Source organism: Mesonia aestuariivivens (genome assembly GCF_019311235.1).
In the GTDB taxonomy this organism is placed as follows: domain Bacteria; phylum Bacteroidota; class Bacteroidia; order Flavobacteriales; family Flavobacteriaceae; genus Mesonia; species Mesonia aestuariivivens.
In genome coordinates this window covers 135,288-159,631 of the sequence record NZ_JAHWDF010000001.1, presented here as the reverse complement: position 1 = coordinate 159,631, position 24,344 = coordinate 135,288, and the positions used below count along the sequence as shown (strand labels likewise).

The window sequence follows — 24,344 nt, the reverse complement described above, 5'->3', positions numbered from 1 at the left end:
TTTTATAATAATATAAACATTTATATTATACCGCTCCTTGTGCTAACATAGCATCTGCTACTTTCACAAAACCAGCAATATTTGCTCCTTTTACATAATCTACATAACCGTCTTCACTTCCGTATTTTACACAAGCATCATGAATGTCGTTCATGATTTCGTGAAGTTTATTATCTACTTCTTCAGCAGTCCAACGGTATCTTAATGAATTTTGAGACATTTCTAAACCAGAAGTTGCTACTCCTCCCGCATTAGAAGCTTTTCCTGGTGAAAAGAATATTTTAGCTTTTTGAAATACCTCTACAGCTTCTGGAGTACAAGGCATATTTGCTCCTTCTCCTACTAAAATACAACCATTATCTACTAAGGTTTTAGCATCTTTTTCTTCTAATTCATTTTGTGTTGCACAAGGTAATGCTACATCACACTTTTCTCCCCAAGGGGTCTTCCCCTCATGGTATTTAGCATCAGAATAAGTATCTAAATATTCTTTAATTCTTCCTCTGCGCTCATTTTTAATTTCCATAATTAGAGAAAGTTTCTCTTCAGTTAAACCTTCTTTATCATAAATATAACCTGAAGAATCTGAAAGTGTTACTACTTTAGCTCCTAACTGAATAGCTTTTTGAGCAGCAAATTGCGCCACATTACCTGAACCAGAAATAACAACCGTTTTTCCTTCCAATGAATCTCCTTTGGTTTTTAGCATATTTTGTGCAAAATACACATTTCCATAACCAGTAGCTTCTGGTCGTATTAATGAACCTCCATAAGATAAGCCTTTACCGGTCAATATTCCTGTAAATTCGTTTTGAAGTCTTTTATATTGCCCAAACATATAGCCAATCTCTCTACCTCCAACTCCAATATCTCCAGCAGGAACATCTGTATTAGCTCCAATATGTTTAGCGAGTTCTGTCATAAAACTCTGACAGAAACGCATCACTTCTTTATCTGATTTACCTTTAGGATCAAAATCTGAACCTCCTTTACCACCACCCATTGGTAGGGTAGTTAAGCTATTTTTAAAAACTTGCTCAAAGGCTAAGAACTTTAAAATACTCAAGTTTACTGAAGGGTGAAATCTTAATCCTCCTTTATACGGTCCTATAGCTGAATTCATTTGAATTCTAAAGCCTCTATTAATTTGAATATCACCGTTATCATCAGTCCAAGGTACTCTAAACATAATTACTCGTTCTGGCTCTACCATTCGTTCGAGTAACATTTGGTTTTGGTACTTTTCGTTTTCTTCTATAAAAGGTATAATCGTTTCAGCAACTTCATGCACAGCCTGCATAAATTCAGGTTCGTGAGCATTTCGCTTACTAACTTTATCTAAAAAATCTTGAACATTTTTTTTCATAATGTTATCTAAATGTGTTTACTGTAATTTAAAAGTAAAATATTGATGCAAATATAAATTTTATTAACTAGAGCAATGTATTATTTTTCATATTCTTAGAAATTTTAAGATTTTTTAAAGATTTCCAAATAAAGTTATAGCTTTTTAGATTTGAAATTAATATTTATTAAAACTATTCTTTAAAATATTCATTCATAACTTCAATTAATAAATTTACAATAAGACTTTTAAAAATAAAAAGCAATAAGAGTTAATTAAAATTTATTTTCTTAAGCTAGGTTAGATTTTGAGTTTTTACTTCTCTTGATTAATATAAATCCAACTCTTTTTCACTTTACCAAATACAGGGTCTTCATCTTTAAGAATTAATACATAATAGTAAGTACCCGTTGTTAACTGATTACCGTTTTGATCTTGACCGCAAAATGTATCTACATAAGCATCTTGATCAAATACTAATTTACCGTATCGGTTATATACTTTTAAACTCTCGATTCCTGTACGATTATTTAAAAATGATAAATCTAAACAGTCATTTAATCCGTCTGAATTATTAGGAGAAATTCCTTGACTAATCACACAACCTCCTTCATAAGATTTTATGCTCACCTCAATTTCTTTTGGGGCTGATGAAAACACACAATTTCCTGACATGACATCTACAGAGTAATTTTCAACGTATTCACCTTCTTCTTCATATGTCATTGAATAAGTGGCTTCAATTGCTCCTGTAATTTCTGTACCATTCATATACCATTGATAAGAAAGCGCTTCTTCTGTTAATCCTTCTGCATTTGCTGCAAGAGTTACTGTATAATTTGGTATGGTCTCTACGTCTGGACAATAAGAAATTTCTTTTACCAATTCTCCTTCGGTTAAGTTAATTATAACACTTCCTTCTTCTTCCGTAATAGTAACATTATCGAAACTGGTACAAGTAGATTGATTGGCTAGGTTTCCGTTTTGATCTAGTATTTGACCTATTACTTCAACTGAATATGTTCCTGATTGATTTACTAAAAGTGTAGCACCGTCTTGATCTGTTAACAAAAAATCATTTAAATACCATTTATAATTGATATTAGCCCCAAATTAATTAGCATTTGTTGGTGTAGCATCTAAAGTTGAACTATTAGCATCACATAGCGATTGATCATCTCCTAAATTTATAATAGGATATGGACTAAATTGCACTTTAAACTCTTCCTCTGTAGGCGTTCCTGTACTATCGTAAGAAACAATCCTAAAATCACCTTCTTCATCTACGGTGTAAGTAGTTCCTGAAACTTCTTGTTGAGGAATTAAATCATAATTTCCCGTACTTTCATTTAATTGGTACCAAACGTATGAAATTTGGTTCTCAAACTGAGACGTTAACGTTATTTGTTCACCCTCACAACCATATAATGTACGATCTACAATTGTACAGTCTGTACTACTTCCATCGGCTGTACCGTAATTAGTTTGCACTAGACTAATATATCCTGGAGATTGATTATAATTTGTGATTAATACTAAATAAGTTTTCCCTGCTTGTGCATTTTCAATACTCATTTGTTCTACAGCATCCAATGAATAGCTACAATCAATTGTATTATCTTCTGTTAAATCTTGACAATTTCCATCTGCTTGATCAAATGGGCCATAAACAATATAATCTACATCTAATTCTTCTCCGATAAGATTTCCATCACCATCAAAAGCTGTATTTTGTGAAATTTCAAATTCCATATCTCCTGTTTCACCTACCTGAAGGTAATACCAAGCTGGGTTAGGTCGAGTGCTAAGACAACTATAATCAGCAGATTCTTGAGCAACAGATTCTTGCATATAATAATAACCATTTGCAAAAACTAAAGGTACTGGATTCCCTTGACTATCAAACGAAGCACAAAATGGAGCTGCATCTTCACAGGTAGTATTGCCTTGTTCGTAATTTGGAGTATTAATGCATAAATCGAATTCACCTGTACTTCCATAAGGTGAGTAAACTCTTATATAATAGGTTTCACCTATAGTTAAGTTATTTGCTACAATACCATCGCTATTACCACCATTAGAAAATTCTTTGCTACAATACAATTTTGTTAAATTATCACATTCTCCTTCATAAATTGCATGAGCTAGATTGAACGTATAAACTCCATTAAACAAAGTTATAATATGTGCTGAAGATTGAGCTGTAAATTTATACCATACGTCTTGAACTACATCTTCATCACAACTTACTGGAATAGTTGACCCCGTTGCTGTTGAAATATCTCCGGACGTCATACTTGAACAAAATTGATCTAAATTTACATTTACCTGAGTTGCATTAGCGCAAGAATTATTAGAGGGAGGGCATGGCTCTGGCGATAGAGATTGACTTGATATAGTACAACTAGAATCATCATCATTAACCGAAGTAAAAACTACACCAGTTTCATTAGGATATGGCCCAAAAGTGATAAGTCCAAGTTCATTAACTGTTTGTGCGGTACTATTTTGATTATCTGTTATCGTTATTGAATTAGATGAACCTAAATCTAAAACTTCAACTTCTACTGTAAACTGGTTGGTACCATCACTACAATCGTTTATAATTTCATAGTCTAATGTAGGATTATAACACGACGCACATTCTACAGTAATATCTAATTGACTAGTTACAATTCCATCACAATTATAGTATACTGAGGTGTAAAGAAATGTAATGCTATCTCCTGAGGATTGAAAAGTTAAATCGGATAAATCTCCCAGCTCTCCGTTACCTGAATACAATACATCTCCGTTAGTGTCTATTACTTGAAAAGGCTCTCCATAAGGATCGATATCACCCGAATTTATGGATAGGGTTAGGTTAGAACCGTCTAGACTTTCATAAAAATATTCTATAGTCTCGCCAGGTTCGTAACATGCAATTGTATTTACAGGATCACCGCAATCTAAATAATTTGCTGTACAAATTTCTTGCGTAAAACTATCGCTAACAAAATCACACGTGCTATCTTCATTATTGGTTACAATGAAATCTACTAAAGTTCCGTTTTGGTAGGGACCAAAGGTGTAAATACCTGTACCATCAACTAATTGGCTATTACCTTGATTATCTTCTATAAGCACTTCATTAGCGCTCCCTAGGGTAGTTATATCTACATCAACCTTAAATTGAGGCCCATTGATACAATCTTCTACTACAGAAAAATTAGCTGCCGGATTAAGACAAGAAGAGCAAGAAACTGTCACATCTATAGCATCATAGGTTGCTCCACAAGATGCATATTCTGCATTATAAATCAGAGTGATCGATTCTCCAGTAGACTGGAATTCCAGTCCACTTAAATTTCCTGCGTCTCCCACTCCAAAATATAACACATCTCCGTTCGTGTCTAAAATACTAAGGTTTGGTCCAAAATCATAAACACTACCAGAATTGATAACTAAATTTAGGTTAGAATTATCATCGCTTGTATAAACATACTCTACCTGTTCATTGCTATCATAACAAATACTATGATTTACAGAACCTTCTGAACAAATCACAGTTACTGAAGGATCTATCTCTGTCGTGAATGAATATATTGTACAGTCTGTTGCTTCACCAAAATTATTTTCAGGAACAATCGTTACATAATAATTCGTTTCATAGTTTAAATTTCCTAAATCATAGCTCGTGGTATTCCCAACATTTACATTATCTAAAACATCATTACCGCCAGAGGTAGTAGCTATTGTTAAATTATAAGAAGTAGGAATTCCTGTTGCTCCAGACCAAGCTAAGACTGTGTTTTCTAAGGGAACACTTGTGGCTCCATTAACAGGAGATGTTAAAACTGCATCACAATTTGGCGGACTATCGGCGATCTGCAATGCAGAAACATTATCGTAATACATATAATAATCTCCAGATTCCCAAGTAACCTGAAAACGCAGTTGAAAATCTGAACCTACAGGCAAATCTGCAGCGGCAACAGTATAAGTTTTGGTAGCACAATCTGCCGAAACTACATGATTAGAATCATCTATCGTATCGATGGTAAGCCAAGTAGTACCTCCATCGGTAGAATAATCTACTGTAAAACTCCCCCAACCTTCACTTCAGGTGTAGCCGCTGTTGAAGATGAATATTGTATGATTTTATAATCAAAGCTTATCGTTAAGTCTGTTTGATTAGATAGACCTATAATATTAGGAGATGTTAAATCTCCCTGATTATGAACATTATACCTAACACTTTCTCCTTCGCATGCCGCAACATCTGCTACACCAAATGTTTGTGTCCAACCACTAGGCAATCCGTTATCAAAGTTTTCATTAATTCCTATCTGGGCATAAGTAGAAAGACATCCAAAAATTAGACACAAGAGTAGTAAATTATTTTTGTTCATAGGGTGGGGTAATTAATATTTTATTAAATTTTTAATATTGCGCGAAATTAAGAAATAAAAAGCCCTAATCTTTTATAGATTAGGGCTTTTTGAATAAAATTATTTTAATTTTTTACTTTTTTACAATCTTAAATTCAGACCTTCTATTTAGTTCAAATTGTTCTTCGCTGCAACTAGTACAATCTACTTTTGGTTCTGACTCTCCAAAACCTTCTCCACTAATTCTACGTTCAGCTATGCCTTGTGATACTACATATTGAACTGTGCTTTGCGCTCTGCGTTCTGATAGCCCTTGATTATAAGTTGCAGAACCTCTTTTATCGGTATGACTTCTTACCTTGATCTTCATTTCTGGGTATTTCTTCATCACGGCCACTAACTTATCAAGTTCAAAGGCTGCTTGTTTTCTGATGTTTGATTTATCAAAATCAAACATAATAGGATTCAACACCACTTCTTCTTCGGTAATAATCTCTTCGATAGGATTAAGCTCTACCAATACAGCAACCTCATTCTCTTCTTCTTGAGACACAGATGCCATATTACTCTCATAATCTTCTGCATTCACCTGAATAGAATAAGCTACACTTCCTGGCAAAGTGAAATCTGCTTTACCTGCTGGGGTTGTCATCCCTTTTGACACTTCATTCTCCTGAGCATCATAAACTACTACAGTAGCTCCTGAGATTGGTGAACCGCTTTCTGCATCTACCACCTGAGTCATTATTTTGATTTCTTCTAAAGGCTGAATCTGTGTAACTTCATAAATATTATCATTCGCAACAGTCTCCTCTATTACTCCGCGATTTGAGCTTACAAAACCTTTCTCTGTAGATGGGTTATAAGTAAATGCAAAATCATCTCCGCTACTATTGATGGGTTGACCCATATTTTTTACTGATGAATAGCCATTCTCTTTTGCTTTTGCATAGAAAACATCTAAACCTCCTATGCCCAACTGTCCATCACTAGAAAAATAAAGGGTGCCATCTGCAGCTATAAATGGAAAACTCTCTCTGCCTTCTGTATTGATTCCGGCTCCTAAATTCTCTGGTTCGCCAAAACTACCATCTTCATTTATTGAAACTTTATACAAATCTGACATTCCCAATCCTCCAGGCATATCACTTGAAAAATAAAGTGTCTTCCCATCGGGACTTAAGGCTGTATGACCATTTGAATATTCATCACTATTAAATGGAAGTTCTTTTATATCATCCCACTCACCATTCACAAGACTAGCTCTGTAAATTTTTAATTTACCAATCCCTTCTGCACTCTTCTCATAATCACCATCAATGTAATTATTCCTGGTAAAGTACATCGTCTTACCATCAGGGGTTATGCTTACGGTACCTTCATGAAACTTAGAGTTAACCTCTCCTGAAAGTGATTTAGGATTCTGATATTCTCCAGCCTCTTTACTAGCGACATAAACATCTAAAGTAGGTTGGTCATTCCAACCGTAATCTCTTCTCGATTTATTTCGAGCAGAAACAAAATACAAATGATCTCCAAATTCATAGCCTCCAAAATCTGAAAGACTCGTATTAAATGATGATTCTTTTATCGTAAATCTAGGCTCTCCATTTAATAATTTAGGCAAGTAATTAGGATTAGCTTCAAAAGCTTTAGCTCTCTGGTCATTAGGTGATTTACTAGAAAAAACTTTCATTGCTTCATTAGAGTCTTCAAACTTCTGATTAGCTTTAAGCATTTGAGCATAACGATAATAAACAGAACCTTCTACATTTTCTCCTTCCTGAATATACATCTTGTAGTAATATTCTGCCTGTGAAGTATTATAAATATTATAATAAGCGTCTGCCAAACGGTGGTAAATATAAGCCGTACCATCACCATCAGACACTAAATCTTCATACTTTTCTATCGCCTTTACATAATCTAAACGATCGTAATATTTATCTGCCTTCTTAGTTGATGAGCTCTGCGCAAATAATCCAGAGCCACCCATCAATAATAATAAACTTAATATATAGTATGTTTTTCTCATAACTAGATCTTCTTTGTTGTTGTTAGGTTTTAGAAATAACGTGGGGAAAGGTAGGTCTTCTTATTAAAGAATACATCGAAAATTACAAATGCCTCGTAAGAAGGTTGATCGATGTCTGAAATAGAATAATCATAAGCAAAACCTATTTGAACCCAATCTGTAGCTCGTACACTCGCTAAACCACTAACCGCGTCTTCGTAACGATAAGAAGCTCCTATTTCAAAACGATCATAGAACAAAAAGTTGGCATTTACATCAAAAGAAAGAGGCGATTCAAAAGATGATTTCACTAAAGTTGAAGGCTTAAATTTGGTGTTCTCACTTAATTGAAAAACATAACCTGCAGTAGCAAAATAGTGCATCTCCTCATTTCCATATTCTCGACCATCAGGATCTGCATCTAAATGGGTACTCTTTAACATATTTGGCACAGAAAAACCTAAATACCAATTGTCTGTATAGTATAACAATCCAGCTCCAATATTAGGATATGTATTATTGATATTCTCCGCAAAAGCTAAATCATTAGGGTTTTGCAAATTTAATCCAGCAAGGCCTACATCATGAAAAGTAGCTCCGGCTTTGATACCAAAAGCTAACTTATTGCTACCTCCAAAACTTAAAGTATAAGAAAAGTCTGCATAAACATTAGTCTCCTTTACAGGACCGTTCTCATCTGAAATAGCAGATAAACCTAAACCTGTCTTCTCGCCAACAGGAGAATGCGCTGAAAAGGTAAATGTCTTTGGCGCTCCCTCAAATCCTGACCACTGATCACGATACAACAAACCTATACTTAAACTCTCCTTTGAGCCAGCATAAGCAGGGTTTACTACATTCATATTATACATATACTGCGTATACTGTGGGTCTTGTTGTGCATATATCTTTAATGAGAAGATCATAAAAAAAGCACACAATACTAAATAATGTTTTTTCATTTGATTGTCGTTATTTTTATTTAAGGTTTTGTTTTGAGGTAAAAATAACCCATTTCGGGAATTATCCCCAAAATGGGTTAAAAAAATTTAATTACTTATCTTGATTAACATAAATCCAACTTCTTTTCATTTTCCCAAATACTGGATCTTCTTCTGACAACACCAATACATAGTAGTAAGTTCCACTAGCTAATTGATCGCCGTTTTTATCTTGACCACAGAAATTATTTACATAGTTATCTTGCTCAAACACCAATCTTCCATAACGGTTATAAACCTTTAAACTCTCGATACCAGTACGGTCATTTAAAAAAGTTAGGTCTAAACAGTCATTCATGCCATCTAAGTTACTTGGCGAAATTCCCTGACTAATTACACAACCATTCTCATAAGCCTCGATATTTACATCGACAGAAGTCATATCACTCACAAAAGAACAATTATTATAAAAAACTTCTATCTGATAATCTTCTACATAATCGCCTTCTGCATTATAAGTTACCGTATAACTTGAAGCCGTTGCTCCATTTATTGCAGATCCATCTAAATACCATTGATAAGTAGCTCCTGAGGGAATGCCTTCTTCTGAACTCGCCGTAAAAGTTATCGTATGACTAGGCACCACATCAGTATCTGAACAGTAAGGTAAATCGATCACCGTTGCTCCCTCTGAAGTAGCTATCGATAAATCTGAAGAAGCCTCCTGATAAACCAAACTCTGTTCTACTCCACAATCTCCACTAGGATCATTTACTAAAAACACACTTACTGTATAACTTCCAAATCCATAGTCTGATGGTGATAAACTAGCACTTGCCTCCCCACTTAACTCTACACCGTCTAAATACCAAGTATAAATCACATCGGAAGCAGCCATATTCAAGGGGGTCGCATCTATAATTGCACCTGTCAAATCACAAGTCGTTACATCTGAACCCAAATCTATTTGAGGTAAATCATTAATTAAAAGCTCTACATTATCTAAATTTGAACATCCATTAATGGTTACTTCTACAGAAAACTCTCCACTATAAGTAGCTTCAAATGTTGCACTAGTAGCACCAGGAATAACATTCCCATTTTCGTCATACCATATATAGTCAGCATTAGTTGCACTTTCTCCTACAACAGCTGCTTCAAATATGTAAGAATTTTCATTACATATTACTTGATCGTCCCCTAAGTTTACAGTGAAATTAGCATCAGATATCGTAATTTCGTCTGTGGTCATACAAGTATTATTAGCAAGTGCATTTCCATTTTCATCTAAAATATTCCCTATCACTTCAACACTATAAACACCTTCTTCTGTTAATGTATATGTTGCATTTGTTTCTCCAGAAATTTCTACATCGTCTTGATACCAAACATATTGGATGTTTGGTCCAAAATCAACCGTATTTGTTGGAGTAGCATCTAAGGTAATATTGGATACACCACAAAGTGAATCGTCTGCCCCAAGATCTATAATAGGACTAGGGCTGAATAACACCGTAAAGTTCTCTGAAGTTCCTACTCCAGCACTATCATAAGAAACAACTTGATAAGTACCTTCATCACTTACAGTATAAGATTCCTCTTCTTCAAGAGGCTGTATCAATTCAAATTCTTCGGTAGTTTCATTAAAAATGTACCAAACATAAGCAAGTTGATTAGAGAATTGAGAGACTAAAGTAACATCTTCACCCTCACAACCATATATAGTATCTTCTAGAATTGTACAATCTGTTGTACCTCCATTAGATTGACCATAATTAGTTTGAATCAAACTAATATATCCCGGAGTTTGATCGAAATTTGTAATTAATACCAAATAAATCTCTCCAGCTTCTGCTCCCGGAAGAATCATTTCTTCAATTGCATCGCCTGAATAACTACAGTCTACTGTGTTTGCTGAGTCTAAATCGCCACAATTATCATCTAATTGAGAAAAAGGTCCATAAACTATAAAATCTACATCTAGCCCTTCCCCTATTGGATTAGAGTTTCCATCAAATGCTGTGCTTTGAACAATTTCAAACTCTAAATCCCCTGTTTGATCTACTTGTAAATAAAACCAAGCCGGGTTAGGTTGTGATATTAAGCAACCATAATCAGGACCTTCTTGAGCTGGGGATGTATCTAAATAAAAATATCCGTTTGCAAAAACTAAAGGCTCTGGATCACCATTATTATCAAATGGAGCACAAAATGGAGCTACATCTTCACAAGTTATATTGCCCTGCTCATAGTCGGGAGAAGTTATACAAAGCTCAAAACTCCCAGAAGTTTCCGTTGTTGAATAAACTCTTACATAATAAGTATTCCCAACCGTTAAGTTTGTTGCTACAATACCATCGCTTACCCCACCATTATCAAACTCACTACTACAATAAAGCTCAGATAAATTATCACATGAACCCTCATAGATTGCATGATTTACGTTATCAGGAGCATCAATCAAAGTAATCATATGATTAGTAGACAAAGCTGTAAATTGATACCATACATCTTGAACAACATTAGCATTGCAACTTACAGGAACATTAGACGCTGTTGATTCACTTATAGTCCCTATGCTAGTATCTATACAAAATTGTTCTGAATTCACATTAGCTACAAAAGCATCTGCACAGAAATTATTATCTGGCGGACAATCATTTTGAATTAAATTATCACTGACTACATCACAAGATGCATCTTGATTGTTTGTAATTGTAAATTCTACAGAAGTCCCATTGGTATAAGGACCAAAAGTATAAACCCCTAATGCGTTTTCTACTTCACTATTTCCTTGATTATCGGCGATAGTCACATCAGTAGCGTCTCCTAAACTGGTTAAATCTACCTCTACATTAAATTGAGGACCATTATCACAATCTTCTACAACTGTAAAAGTTGCTACCGGATTGGCACAAGAAGAACATTCTACCGTTAAATCTATAGGTATATATCCGCTAGACTGGCAACTTCCTGAAACATCAGCTTGAACTTGAATCGTAATTTGATTTCCGGTAGATTGAAATTCTAATCCACTTAAATCTCCTGCATTTCCATATCCATTATAGAGTTCTGTACCATCGCTATCTAAAACTATAAATTCATCAAAACTATTCTCTACTTGCCCTTCATTAACTAACAAGTTTAACAACGAACTATCGGTACTTACATAAGTAATTTCAGTAACCATACTATTTTCATAACAAAAAACCGTATTTATAGGATCTGTAACGCTACCACATTCTATATAATTAGTTTCACAGTATTCTTGCGTTAAACTTTCACTAGTGATATCACAAGATGCATCTTGATTGTTTGTAATTGTAAAATCTACTAAAGTACCATTAATATAAGGTCCAAAAGTATAAACCCCTACTGCACTTTCGACTTGACTGTTTCCTTGATTATCTTCAATAGTCACATCTGTAGCATCTCCTAAGCTAGTTAAATCTACCTCTACATTAAATTGAGGACCATTAGCACAATCTCCTACAACCGTGAAAGTTGCAGCTGGATTAATACAAGCAGAACAGGAAACAGTATAATCTATTGGAGTATATCCGTTAGTACTACAGTTAGTAATAACATCCGATTCTAAAATTACTGTAATTCGATTTCCTGAAGACTGGAAAGATAATCCACTTAAATCTCCTGCATCCCCATACCCATTATATAATTCGGTACCATCGGTATCCAAGACTATAAATTCATCATAAGTATTTTCAACTTGCCCTTGGTTAACTACTAAATTTAAAACTGAACCATCAGAACTTGCATAAATATATTCAAAAATTGCACTGTTTTGATCATAACAAAAATTATTCGTTACAGGCTCTAATGAACAATCAACAATAATTGCAGGATCTGCCTCTGTAGTAAAGCTATATTCCGTACAACCTGTAGCTTCTCCCAAATCATTTTCAGGAACGATCGTTACATAATAAGTAGTTTCATAGTTTAGATTTTCTAAATCATAACTAGTTACATCCCCTACATTTACATTATCTAAAACATCATTACCGCCAGAGGTAGTACCTACTGTTAAATTATAAGAAGTTGGTATTCCTGTTGCTCCAGACCAAGATATGATTGTATTTTCTATTTCTAAATCGACATCACCATCAGCAGGAGTTGTCAATACAGCATCACAATTAGGCGGGTTTTCAGCCACTTGTAACATTGAAACATTATCATAATACATATAATAATCTCCTGCTTGCCATGCGATATCAAAACGCAATTGAAAATCTGAACCTACAGGTAAATCTGCCGCTAAAACTGTAAAGGTTTTGGTAACACAATCTGCCGAAACTACATGATTACTATCATCGATCGTATCTATATTAATCCAAGTTGTACCTCCGTCGGTAGTATAATCTACCGTAAAACTCCCCCAACCTTCAGGTGTAGCTACATAAGTGCTATAATTAACAATCTTATAATCAAAACTAATCGTAAGATCTGTCTCGTTGGATTGACCTTCGTAGTTTGGAGAAATTAATTCTCCTGTAGCACTAGAGCTATAAATATTATCTCTTGCACTCTGACCTAAACAAGATTGTGTCGCACTAGCAAAAAAAGTGCTTGTCCAATCGGCAGGGATTCCATTATCAAAGTTTTCAAAAACACCTATCTGCCCAAAGGAAGAAAGATAGCTAAGAAACGTAATTAGTAAAAAAAGGGTAATTTTTTTCATTTAAACAATAGTTTTGAGTTAAGCGCTTGAATATATAAAAAAAATAATTATTCCTTAACAATAAGAGATGTTTTTTTTAACATTCAACAAAAGAATAGCCTTTAAAACATAGTATTGACAAGCATTTATGATTATAAATAAACTTTAAATATTTAAATATTTAAATATTTCAATAAAACAAACTAACTCTGTTCTAAACTAAAAAGTTTCTATATAATAACTTTAAGAAAGTCTCATCATAGTTTTATTAACTTTGTAATCAATAAAATATAAATATGCTCGAAAAAGAAGAAATAGAATATGAAAAATCTGTGTTAATAGGAATTATTACACAGAATCAGGACGAAGAAAAGTCAACTGAATATTTAGACGAATTAGAATTTCTAACTTATACAGCTGGCGGCGAAGTATTAAAAAGATTTACCCAAAAACTCGACACGCCTAATCCTAAAACATTTATTGGCACAGGAAAAATGGAAGATGTAAGACAGTTTGTAGCCGATAACGATATCGGCTCCGCCATTTTTGATGACGAATTGAGTCCTGCTCAACAAAAAAATATCGAAAAAATTCTAAAGTGCAAAGTGGTAGACAGAACGTATCTCATTTTAGATATTTTCGCACAAAGAGCCAAAACAAGTTATGCAAGAACTCAAGTAGAATTAGCTCAGTATGAATATTTACTACCAAGATTAACAGGGTTATGGACTCACCTAGAAAGACAACGTGGTGGTATTGGTATGAGAGGTCCTGGAGAAACAGAAATAGAAACCGATAGACGTATTGTTAGAGATAAAATTAAACAACTAAAAGATAAACTCATCACTATTGATAAACAGATGGCAGTTCAGCGTGGTAATCGCGGTCAATTAGTAAGAGTCGCTTTAGTGGGTTACACTAACGTAGGTAAATCTACTTTGATGAACGTTATCAGTAAAAGTGATGTTTTTGCTGAAAATAAGCTTTTTGCTACCCTCGACACTACGGTTAGAAAAGTTGTGATTAAAAACTTACCTTTCTTATTAACCGATACTGTTGGGTTTATTAGAAAATTACCTACACAATTAGTAGAATCTTTTAAATCTACACTCGACGAAGTTCGAGAAGCAGATTTGGTATTGCATATAGTAGATATTTCTCATCCTAATTTTGAAGACCACATTGCTTCGGTGAATCAAATATTAGATGAAATAGAATCTTCAGATAAACCAACATTAATGGTTTTTAATAAAATTGATGCTTATGAACCTGAAATTATTGAAGAAGATGATTTAATTACAGAACGAACCCCCGCTCATTACACTTTAAATGAATGGAAAAAAACGTGGATGAATAGAATGGGAGATAATGTATTATTTATTTCAGCGATTCATAAAGAAAATATTGAAGAGTTTAGAAAAAAAGTATATGAAGCTGTAAGAGAAATTCATATTACCAGATTTCCATATAATAACTTTCTTTATCCTGAGTATGATAAATATACAGGTGAATTAGAAGACGAATAATTATTTATAGTTGTAAAAGAAAAAAGCCACATCAAATTGATGTGGCTTTTTTAATGACTTTTATTAGCTATTAGTTAGCTGTAATTGAAATGTTATCTATTTGATAAGTAGAAGTAACACCATCACTTGCGCCTAAATATTTAAAACCAACATATACAGTTTGACCTGCGTAAGCAGATAAATCTATATCGCCAGAAGGCACAAAGTTGTCTCCGTAACCATCTGCATTACCAGCAGAGTAGTTTACACCAGAAAGTTCCGTCCAGTTAGCAGTACTTACATCGCCATCAAAATCTGTAGAAATATAAGCAGTAAGCGCATCACCATTATAATAACCATCTTTAGTTTCAAAAGATAAAGTTGCATTAGCTGCACTTGATAAATCTACACCTGAAGTTACTAACCAAGCTTCATATGGACTTTCATCTGAACTATACGCAGAAGTTTGAGCATATTTACTATCGCCAAATTCTCTTACTTCGAAGATACGCTCTCCGCCATTTACATTAACATTAGTCCAACCTTCGATAGCTAAATAAACTCCTACACCTGCTGTTTCACCTTCAAAATCTTCAGTGAATGGAAGCTGAACTAATCCAGGGGCAGGATTATCTCCACCACCATTTCCAGGTTCTTCTCCACATCTCTCACCTTCAAAAATCACATCTTCTGTATTTCTTATAAAAAGCTGAGTATCGTCATTATAAGCACTCAATACTGCTACAATACTTCCATTACCTGTTGGTAATAGTTTATTTTTAAAATCTGAATATCCACTATTTCTAAGTAGAATCTCATTTCCGCTACAATTTTCTATAGTTCTATTTTCTGTATTGGTATTATCAATATTTGCATAAGACTCACCTTCTAAGCTAGAAATAAATTGAACATCTTCTAATTTAATTAAAGTATTTAAAGGAGTACTTCCTGTTTGGTTTATACCAATTACAGTTGGTATGATTTCTTCTTTAATACCTGTACGCTTCATTCTATTTTCAAATTCGATAGTACTTATTCTACCTACTTCATCATTATTTTGAACTCCAACAGTAGGAAGCCCTGCATATTCACCACTATAAAGACCATTAACTCTTAAATAAACTTTTCTTCCTGGCTCATACGAGGTATACAAATCACCCGCATCTGTAGAGATAGAAATACCAGCTGTTGGGTTTTCTGGTTTATCTTGAACGATAAGTGTTTTGTAAAAATTTCCAGTCTCATCACTTGAGACTACATAACCTTCCATATAAAGATTTTTATCTGAATCTGATCCTGCATTAATTTGCTTTGGCTCAAAACCTCCGTAAAATTCTATAACCGAAGCTATTGAAATAACAGAATCTTGTGAAGGATTAAAATTTGCATCTTCATAGACAACTTCTGGCGTATCAAAATCATCGTCTTGAACGCAAGATGTTACTATTGCTCCTAATAAAAAGAAGCTTAAAAATTTAATTTTTTGAATAGTTTTCATAATTTATCTTTTCTTAAATTTTTTAAAATCTTAAATATAAATTTAAATAATAAGTGGTACCGTAACCGTACCAGTATTTAGGTCCAAAGACTCTTTTATCATTGCTAGAATCATCTACCAAATTTCTATAACTAGCGCTTCTACCTTGCTCATAACCACCAGTTTTGTATTTCTTATCGAATACATTATTTATCGTAGCAAAGAAACCAATATAATAATCATCTACTCTCCATGATTTTCCTCCTACTACATTTACTAACATATAACTATCAAACTGTTCTTGCTTTAATAATTTACGTGCAACGTTAGAATCATAATCATTGTAAGGTACACCATCAAAATCAGAATAAAAGTTACTTGATCTTGTAATAGGTGATACATCTACGTAAGCATTAGAGAAAAAGTTTGAAGTTGCACCAATCCACCAATAATCAGGATCTCTATATTCGAAACCTATTTGATAAGCTTGTTGAGGCCCTCCAGCTATTTTATAATCTTTAAGATAAGATTTCCCTAAGCTTATTGGCTCTTCAAAATCATCTGAGGTTAAAGTTAAATTAGGGTTATTGTTGTATGTATTTTGACCAAATGCAGCGGCTCCTTTAAGTTTTATCGTGGGAGTTACTTGAGCTTCAATACCTAGCTCTGCCCCCATATGTTTTTTATCGATATCTGTTAAAACTTCTTGAACAAAAGCGGTACTTACCTCTCTTCCTTGCCCCCCTATTCCGTCTGCATAAAAGAAAGATATTTCAGTAGCATCTTCCATTAAAGTGTAATACCCCGTTAATCTAGCTTTTACGATTGGAGTTCTAAAGACATAACTTAAATCAATATTCTTATTAACCTCTTTCTGTAAATTTCCAACTGTAGCATTAGTTTGTCTTGAGTTAGAAAAAGAGTTTCTTAGAGTTGGTGCATCTGAAAAATATGCTGCATTTAGGCTTAATAAATGTCTACCGGTCATTTTATAAGTTGCTCCTAATTTTGCCCCATAAGTAGTAAAGTCTAATTTTTTACTTTTACCAAACGAATCTTCTGGGTAACTACCGTTTTTATACAATCCATTTCTTTGGAAAGTTGTGTTCTCTATATTTCCAGCTACATAAAAATCTACTTTATTGTATTTAAACTGCGCCTGAAGAAAACCATTGTAAACACTAGCATCTAATTCATAATTATATTTAAACGTATCGTTTTCACCTAAAACTCTATTAGGATTATTTAGGTTGTTTTGAGCTGCATCTCCTTGATTAAAAGTATCTACATCTAAATACTCATTACCTCCTAATAAATCTAACATATTAGCGAAGTTTTTAGAGTTTAGTCTTTTATATCCCAACTTTCCATTTAATACGATATGCTCATTAATAGCAGAAGTTAAAATAGTATTAACCATTAATTGCTTATCGTCGTTTCTGTCTTCATATAGATAGTATCGAGAAGTACCCCCATAATTAACATTAGTTCTATATAGATTTTCCCAATCTATCTGACCATCATTTTGAAATTCTTGAAGCGATAAATATGCTCTAGAATAATCAGCCCCATCTGGGCTTGCTAAATTATAGCTAGGTAATTTTTGATAGTAAGTAGGATCAGGGTTTGGTGCATTATCATAACCTAAACGGCTGTTTCCTATTTTACCAAATTGGTATCCTATATTGGTATTTAAGCGAGTTTTATCGGTTATATCCCAATTATGGTTTAACATAATTACGGGTTCTTCTATCTCTCTTACTCTAGAGTTTCTAATTTCGCCGTCTTGTTTTCCCCAATAAGAATTATATGCTCTACCTTTAATATCGTAAACTTCTTGTGTACTTGCAGAAGTTTTACCTCTTCTATTTGGTGTATAAAATGCTGTTAAGTTTAAACTATGGTTTTCGCCTAATTGTTTTTCAACAGAAGCAAAAAATGAGTTGGCATCATACAAAGAACCTTCCCTATAACCTTCTTCTGCAAATCTTCTAGAGGCTAAAAAGCTAAATGCCCAGCCACCTTTCATTAAACCAGTATTGTATGAAGCCATCACTCTACCTGTGTAACTTCTATTAGAAGCCGCATAAGAAACACGTCCGCCCTTTCTATATTGAGAGGCTCTCATAATAATATTAGTAGTTCCTGCAAGATCACCAAAATTATAGTCATTTGCAGACATTCCCATCGAAAACACTTGATTACGCTGTGCATCATTTAGACCTCCCCAGTTACTCCACTGTGGTCTACCATTATACATTTTGTTCATTTCAATTCCGTTAATCAAAACTTTACCGTTTTCAGAATTGAAACCTCTAGGTCTAAAAAAAGTAGCACTAAAATCATAAGAAGCCGCATTTAAAAATACATCTCTCGAGGCTTGCAATAACCCAGATAGGTTATCTGCAGTGCTTTCATCACTACTTAGTTCATTATCAGATAAACTAATAGTACCTATTTGGAAGTTTTCTTCGTTAATGTCTACTTCCATTTCAAGCACATCTAAATCTAAAGTACTTCCTTCGTTAACGACAACAGGATAGCGTCTTTTTGAATATCCTTGTTTCTCTAAACTGATAATTTGCTCTCCAAGTGGCAATTTAAAAGCATCAAAATTGAAGTTACCCTTAGCATCTGTTCTAATTGTAAAAGAAGTATTCTCTATAGTCACTTCTACATCTGGCAATGCTTCATTATTACTCGCATCAACTACCTTTCCCATAATGGTAGTTTGCTGAGCAAATGCAGCTATTGAACAACATAAAAATGTTAAAAAGAAAACTACTTTTTTCATTCTAAAATTCTTCATTAATAATTGTTTGAGTTAAGAAAATATTATTTTCGGGCAGCAAATTTACATTTTTATTCTGCATTACCTACTTTTGCCGCACAGTTTAAACAATTGTTTACATTAACTTAATATTAACAAGCATGACTAAATTAAATTACTCATTACTAGTGTTTTGTGTGTTTTTTTCTTTTATCTCACAAGCACAAAATGAGAAAAAATACAAAGTTAACACCGTGGCTTTCTACAACTTAGAAAACTTATTTGATCCCGTAAATGACCCTAATAAATTTGATGAAGCCAGTCCTATTATGGAAATGGCAGAAGGTCTTCGCGAAGACGTTTATCTTAAAAAGGTAAAGAACATGGCTAAGGTCATTGCTCAAATAGGTACTGATGTTACTGGGCATTCACCAGCAGTAATTGGGGTGTGTGAGGTGGAAAACAGAAGAGTGCTAGAAGATTTAGTTAATGACCCTAAGTTACTTAACGAAGATTATGGCATTGTTCATTTTGATTCTCCAGATAAAAGAGGTATTGATGTAGCACTTTTATACAAAAAAGCAATTTTTACACCTACAAGCACTTCATCTCATGAATTGCTAATCTACGATCAAAACAAACCAGACAAAAGAGTTTACACCAGAGATCAGTTATTGGTGACGGGTTTATTAGATGGCGATAAAATACATTTTATCGTAAATCACTGGCCTTCTAGAAGTGGTGGTGAAGCAAGAAGTAGATTTAAAAGAGAAAAAGCAGCAGCTTTAAATAAAAAAATAATCGATTCTTTACAAGCTGAAGATCCTTATGCTAAGGTTATTACGATGGGCGATTTAAATGACGGTCCGTATAACACAAGCATAAAAGAAGTGTTAGGCGCTAAGGCAGAAAAGGAAGAAGTGAAGCTTAAAGAACTTTACAATCCGATGGAAAATATGCAAAAAAAGAAAGGCTTAGGCACCATTGCTTACCGAGACAGCTGGGATCTTTTTGATCAAATGATTATGACTCAACCTTTATTAGATGACGATTACAGTTCTTACCGATTGTATAAAGCAGGGATTTTTAATCCTTCGTTTTTAGCAAACCCTAGAGGTAGATATAAGGGTTATCCTTATAGAAGTTTTTCTAACGGCGGTTTTTCTGGTGGTTACAGTGACCACTTTCCTGTATATGTTTACTTAATTAAAGAAGTAGAATAAGCGCTAAACCAAATACGCAACTAAATAAAAAAGGCTTCAATTAACTTTGAAGCCTTTTTGTTGTTTATTCATCTTTTAATTGATAAAGATATTTTACCAACTCTTCAAGCTCTTTTGGAGGATTTCTTTTATCGAATGAAGCAGATTGATACGTTTTTTTATCTACCGTAATTGAAATATGAGTAGCCAAATCTCCATCATACATTCTTTGATTAGTTGGAGATTTTAATTGATTTATTTCATCTAAATTAATAGTCGAAATTTTTTCTAAAATCACTTTCCATTGTTCTTTATTAATAGTTTTAGATACTTTCTCTAGGTTTGTTTCTTTATTAGTATGACTTGTGAATTTAAATTTTTCTGAATTAACTTTTATCTCTTCCCGGCGACCTCTAGTGATTGCTTCTAACTCTACGCTAGAAACATAAGGTAATTTTTCATGATCTTGATGAGTAATAACACTTCCACTTTTACAGGAGATGACAGTAAAACATAAAACAGCGATAATAAATTGAATGGTATGATTCATGAATTTTATTTTTGCTGAAAATACTACATTTCGTTTAAGAAAGTAAAATAAATGCTTTAAAAATAAGCTCTTAATTGCACACTTCCTGTATGAATAGTTGTAGAATTTTCACTTTTTCTTCCAAAATAAGAAAGATTTAAATCTAAATAATCGGTAATTTTCTTTTGCGCCAAAAGTGACCACGTAAAGTTTTTATCAGGCTGCAAACCTTGTAACATCTGGTAAGCTACAGGAGAAAATGCACTGCCTTCAAATTCATTATAGATATAATTAAATTCACCATTTATAGCATATTTTTGAGCATTATTAAAGGTACAGGAAACTCCTAATTTGTTTTGATTGAGTTTTTCTAGATCACCGATTTGATTTTTTTGTTCAGCAAATTCGTAAAATACACTGAAGCGTGTATTTTTAGATAATAAGTAAGAAAGCTCTGGGTTAAAGATTAATCCGTTAATCTTATAATTTCTATTGTTGAAATTTTCTGAATCACTTCTTGTTTCATTCCATTTGTTTTGCAAATTCACCAACCAACTTTCTTGAAATTTATGATTAAAGTTTAGTTGATGACTCTGTATCGTATTTTCTTGCAATCCTGTAGAAAGCAAATTTTTATTACGAGTAGAAATATAACTATAAGAAGTAGTATAATGCTGTTTGCCTCGATTAAAGAAAATGGTGTTTCTGAAATTTAAGTTTACCGCCAATTCATCATCAGTTTCATTAAACGGATTTAAATCAAAGTTATCACCTTCTCGCTCAATTTTTTTATCGATTAAATAGGATGTTTGGTTGTAAAAATGCGAAAGTATTTTTTTTGTTTTTTCTTCATCACTCCATTGCTGAAAGTTAAGCGTCACAATCTGACTAAATTTATTTTGATGGGTTTTTAAAAAGATTTGATTGGGCAACAATACACGAATATACTTTGCCTCATCAGAATATGCAGCAATTTCAAACTCTTCTAACTCTTGCACACCATTATCGTTGTAATCTATCCAAGTGTATTGACCTTCTCCTGAATTAACCTCAACGTAGGTAAATTCTTGCTGCGGAAGCGTTCCGCTATTGGTTTCATAAGTCGTATTTAAACTTACAATTCTATTAAACAAGAATTGATTGTATTGTATGCGTGAATTAAGCGATTGCTCATCGGGCAGCTCTTCTAATTTGTTTTTTAAAGTTCTGTAATTAGCAAATACAGCGAGTTTAGTTTTTTCAGAATTAATTAATCTAGATTTTAAATAATAGTTATTTGAAGCGTTTACGCGATCTAAAGTTCCGTTTCTAAGACTATCATTTACTCGATATCGATAGCCTATTTCAGCATAAACATTTGTACTATCCCCCACTCCAGTATAAATTTCGTAACTATTAAATTTCTGACTAATACCCGTAAGTTTTTCCGTTTGTTTATCGGTTTGCTGGTTGTCTTCCAAAGAAATTCGGCTTCCTGCCCATACTTTACCAAAGTCATAAATGGCATTCGTATAAGCGCGTAAAAATTCAGAATCAAAAAGTTCTCCCTTACTTGTTAAATAACTCCCGCTGGCTTGAAGCTTTAATTTACCAAATTTTAAATTTGATTGTAGTAATTGTCGTGCTCCGTTATAATTTTCTGAATAATCTAATTTTTGAAAGCTATAACGAGCTGTACCATGATTTTTACTAGTAAATTCTAGGCCAGTATCTAGATAGCTTTGGTCGCCTTTAATAAGCGTTGGCAAGTTCCAATCCCTAGTAAATTCTACATTATACAAACGTTCTACACTTTGATAGTTCTTTTGAATAAAATTAAGCGTTCCAAAAGCAGAAAGTGTGTTTATAGGTGAAGTAATAATATTTTGCTTGGCTTGTAACCTTCCTGCAAAACCGTCATTATCATCATTATCAAACTCTGAAAATAAATTCTCATCGTATTTACTACCCGCCAACTCAAAGCCAATACTTGTTTTTTCTGAAGGCGTATACATCCCGTTGACCACACCAATCTGTAGTTTTGTAGGCGCAAATAACTGCGTGACCGGCGCATAATTCCCTTGCGGAATTCCATTTTCTGGCGGCACATATTCATATATTCTACTTACAGCAGAAGCATTGGTCAATATATAATTTCCTTGGTTTACACCAACTAAAGAAAAGCGGACATTAAATAATTCATCTTCTGGATTGTTAGAATACACATAAATCTCTTCTCCGTTAACAATTTCTTGTCGGTAGAGCACTTTATTTTCATCAAAAGTATCGGGTATTGCGCTTGGCGCAATCATTTCTTCTTGATTATCTCCTGCATCTGCTAGTACTTGTTTTTGCTCATCACTTAAATTTTGTTGAAGCGGCTGATTTTTTAAGTCGTTTTCAGAATACACAAAACCTCCTATTTCTAATTTCTCGCTGTAATGCTTGCCTCCACCGAGAGCGACCACTCGAGAAAAATTTCGATCTGCATATTGAAACTCTACCGTTATTCTCATCTCAGAAGTAATTGGGAAAGTAGGGTTAAATATAATTTCTCCCGCATTGTAATCGATAATATAATCTTCATTCTCTCCGCGTTGTAATTGTGTTCCATTTACAAACACACGTTCACTTCCCGAAACAATAAGCACATAAAGTTCACCATTAGGGCCACTTAATTTATACGGACCTTGATTACCTTCTTGACCCTGAAATTGATTTCTAGTAAATACGCCTCGCACCAAAGCTCCAGCTGCATATACATCGGTTCGGTTGCCTTCAGGGTTAAGTTTAGCTCCTACAGAAAGACCTTGCACTTTCTTAGTAAAGCTCGCAAAATAAGAATCAGCCTGTACTAAATCTACATCGCCAGCGCGAACATTCCAGTTTTTACCGTAAAGTTCTATAAAGATTTGATCAAATTCATCTAAATTTTGAGAGTAACCACTTTGCTGAATAGGAATGTTAGAATCTTGTATCGATGCTCTTAAGCTAACGTTAGGTGCAATTTTACCAGTAATTTGTAAATCTAACTCTGAATCTAAAACCGTGTTTTGATTGGTGCCAGTGGTAATTCCTCTAGAAATACTCCCGCTGGTATTTAAACCTTCAAAAGGGGTAAATGTTCTAGGTTGATCTGGCTGCCCCATTTTGTAAATACGTTCATTTAAACCGCCTTCGACAATCACTTTAGGATCAAATTGGTAATAACGCTTGGTAAGAAACTCTGGATAACTTTTATATTCTACAACTAAAGAATCTGTAGCAGTTAAAAGACTATCATTTAATACGAGCTTAGCAGTTGCAAAATCTATTTCATATAAAGAAGTATCAATTTCTTTATTCTGTTTGTCTTTCAGCTTAAAATAAAAAGAATTAATACTCACGGTATCTACAGCAATAGTATCTCTTACCGAAACTCTCTTGCTCTGAAAGTCGGTATTTATTTCTTGTGCCTGCATTACACCTGCAAAGCAAAAAAAGAAAAAAAGAAATCTAGTTATCCGCATTAAGTTTACAACTAAAGCTTTTCAAAAA

13 protein-coding genes are annotated in these 24,344 nt (G+C 33.7%); 2 read left to right on the top strand and 11 right to left on the bottom strand.

Features of this window, described 5'->3' with window-relative positions:
* Positions 1–25: 25 nt before the first annotated feature.
* The 7 genes from gdhA to KW502_RS00595 form a co-directional block, all read right to left on the bottom strand.
* Complete coding sequence (gene gdhA / locus KW502_RS00625) at positions 26–1,366, bottom strand: NADP-specific glutamate dehydrogenase (RefSeq protein ID WP_219038590.1); 1,341 nt, start codon at positions 1,364–1,366, stop codon at positions 26–28.
* A 294-nt stretch (positions 1,367–1,660) separates the two neighbouring features.
* Positions 1,661–2,416, bottom strand: a complete 756-nt coding sequence (locus tag KW502_RS00620) for a T9SS type B sorting domain-containing protein (RefSeq protein WP_219038589.1) — start codon at positions 2,414–2,416, stop codon at positions 1,661–1,663.
* A gap of 42 nt (positions 2,417–2,458) precedes the next feature.
* A complete protein-coding gene (locus KW502_RS00615; RefSeq protein WP_219038588.1) occupies positions 2,459–5,305 on the bottom strand; it encodes a fibronectin type III domain-containing protein in 2,847 nt (948 codons plus the stop codon).
* Positions 5,306–5,418: 113 nt separating this feature from the next.
* Positions 5,419–5,736: a hypothetical protein gene (locus tag KW502_RS00610; RefSeq protein ID WP_219038587.1), complete on the bottom strand. Its 318-nt coding sequence runs from the start codon at positions 5,734–5,736 to the stop codon at positions 5,419–5,421.
* Between the two features lie 112 nt (positions 5,737–5,848).
* Positions 5,849–7,750 (bottom strand): OmpA family protein, encoded by a 1,902-nt coding sequence (locus tag KW502_RS00605; RefSeq protein WP_219038586.1) that lies wholly within the window; start codon positions 7,748–7,750, stop codon positions 5,849–5,851.
* Positions 7,751–7,779: 29 nt separating this feature from the next.
* Positions 7,780–8,691, bottom strand: a complete 912-nt coding sequence (locus KW502_RS00600; protein WP_219038585.1) for a PorP/SprF family type IX secretion system membrane protein — start codon at positions 8,689–8,691, stop codon at positions 7,780–7,782.
* 91 nt (positions 8,692–8,782) lie between these two features.
* Entirely contained in the window at positions 8,783–13,366 is a 4,584-nt protein-coding gene (locus KW502_RS00595; protein ID WP_219038584.1) for a T9SS type B sorting domain-containing protein, read from the bottom strand.
* 275 nt (positions 13,367–13,641) lie between these two features.
* Between KW502_RS00595 and hflX the strand changes: the two genes are divergently transcribed.
* Positions 13,642–14,871: a GTPase HflX gene (hflX, locus tag KW502_RS00590; protein ID WP_219038583.1), complete on the top strand. Its 1,230-nt coding sequence runs from the start codon at positions 13,642–13,644 to the stop codon at positions 14,869–14,871.
* A 70-nt stretch (positions 14,872–14,941) separates the two neighbouring features.
* Here hflX and KW502_RS00585 read toward each other — a convergent pair whose 3' ends face one another.
* Positions 14,942–16,348 carry a DUF5689 domain-containing protein gene (locus KW502_RS00585; RefSeq protein ID WP_219038582.1) on the bottom strand — a complete coding sequence of 469 codons (1,407 nt, stop codon included), beginning with the start codon at positions 16,346–16,348 and terminating at the stop codon, positions 14,942–14,944.
* A 22-nt stretch (positions 16,349–16,370) separates the two neighbouring features.
* A complete protein-coding gene (locus KW502_RS00580; protein WP_255553925.1) occupies positions 16,371–19,136 on the bottom strand; it encodes a TonB-dependent receptor in 2,766 nt (921 codons plus the stop codon).
* A gap of 122 nt (positions 19,137–19,258) precedes the next feature.
* Between KW502_RS00580 and KW502_RS00575 the strand changes: the two genes are divergently transcribed.
* Positions 19,259–20,320 carry an endonuclease/exonuclease/phosphatase family protein gene (locus tag KW502_RS00575; RefSeq protein WP_219038581.1) on the top strand — a complete coding sequence of 354 codons (1,062 nt, stop codon included), beginning with the start codon at positions 19,259–19,261 and terminating at the stop codon, positions 20,318–20,320.
* A gap of 64 nt (positions 20,321–20,384) precedes the next feature.
* Here the strand turns inward: KW502_RS00575 and KW502_RS00570 are convergent, their stop codons facing one another.
* Both KW502_RS00570 and KW502_RS00565 read right to left on the bottom strand, forming a co-directional pair.
* The gene (locus tag KW502_RS00570) at positions 20,385–20,849 is read right to left on the bottom strand and encodes a hypothetical protein (RefSeq protein ID WP_219038580.1); all 465 of its coding nucleotides are present in this window, start codon (positions 20,847–20,849) and stop codon (positions 20,385–20,387) included.
* A gap of 56 nt (positions 20,850–20,905) precedes the next feature.
* A complete protein-coding gene (locus tag KW502_RS00565; RefSeq protein ID WP_255553923.1) occupies positions 20,906–24,268 on the bottom strand; it encodes a DUF8818 domain-containing protein in 3,363 nt (1,120 codons plus the stop codon).
* Positions 24,269–24,344: the final 76 nt, after the last annotated feature.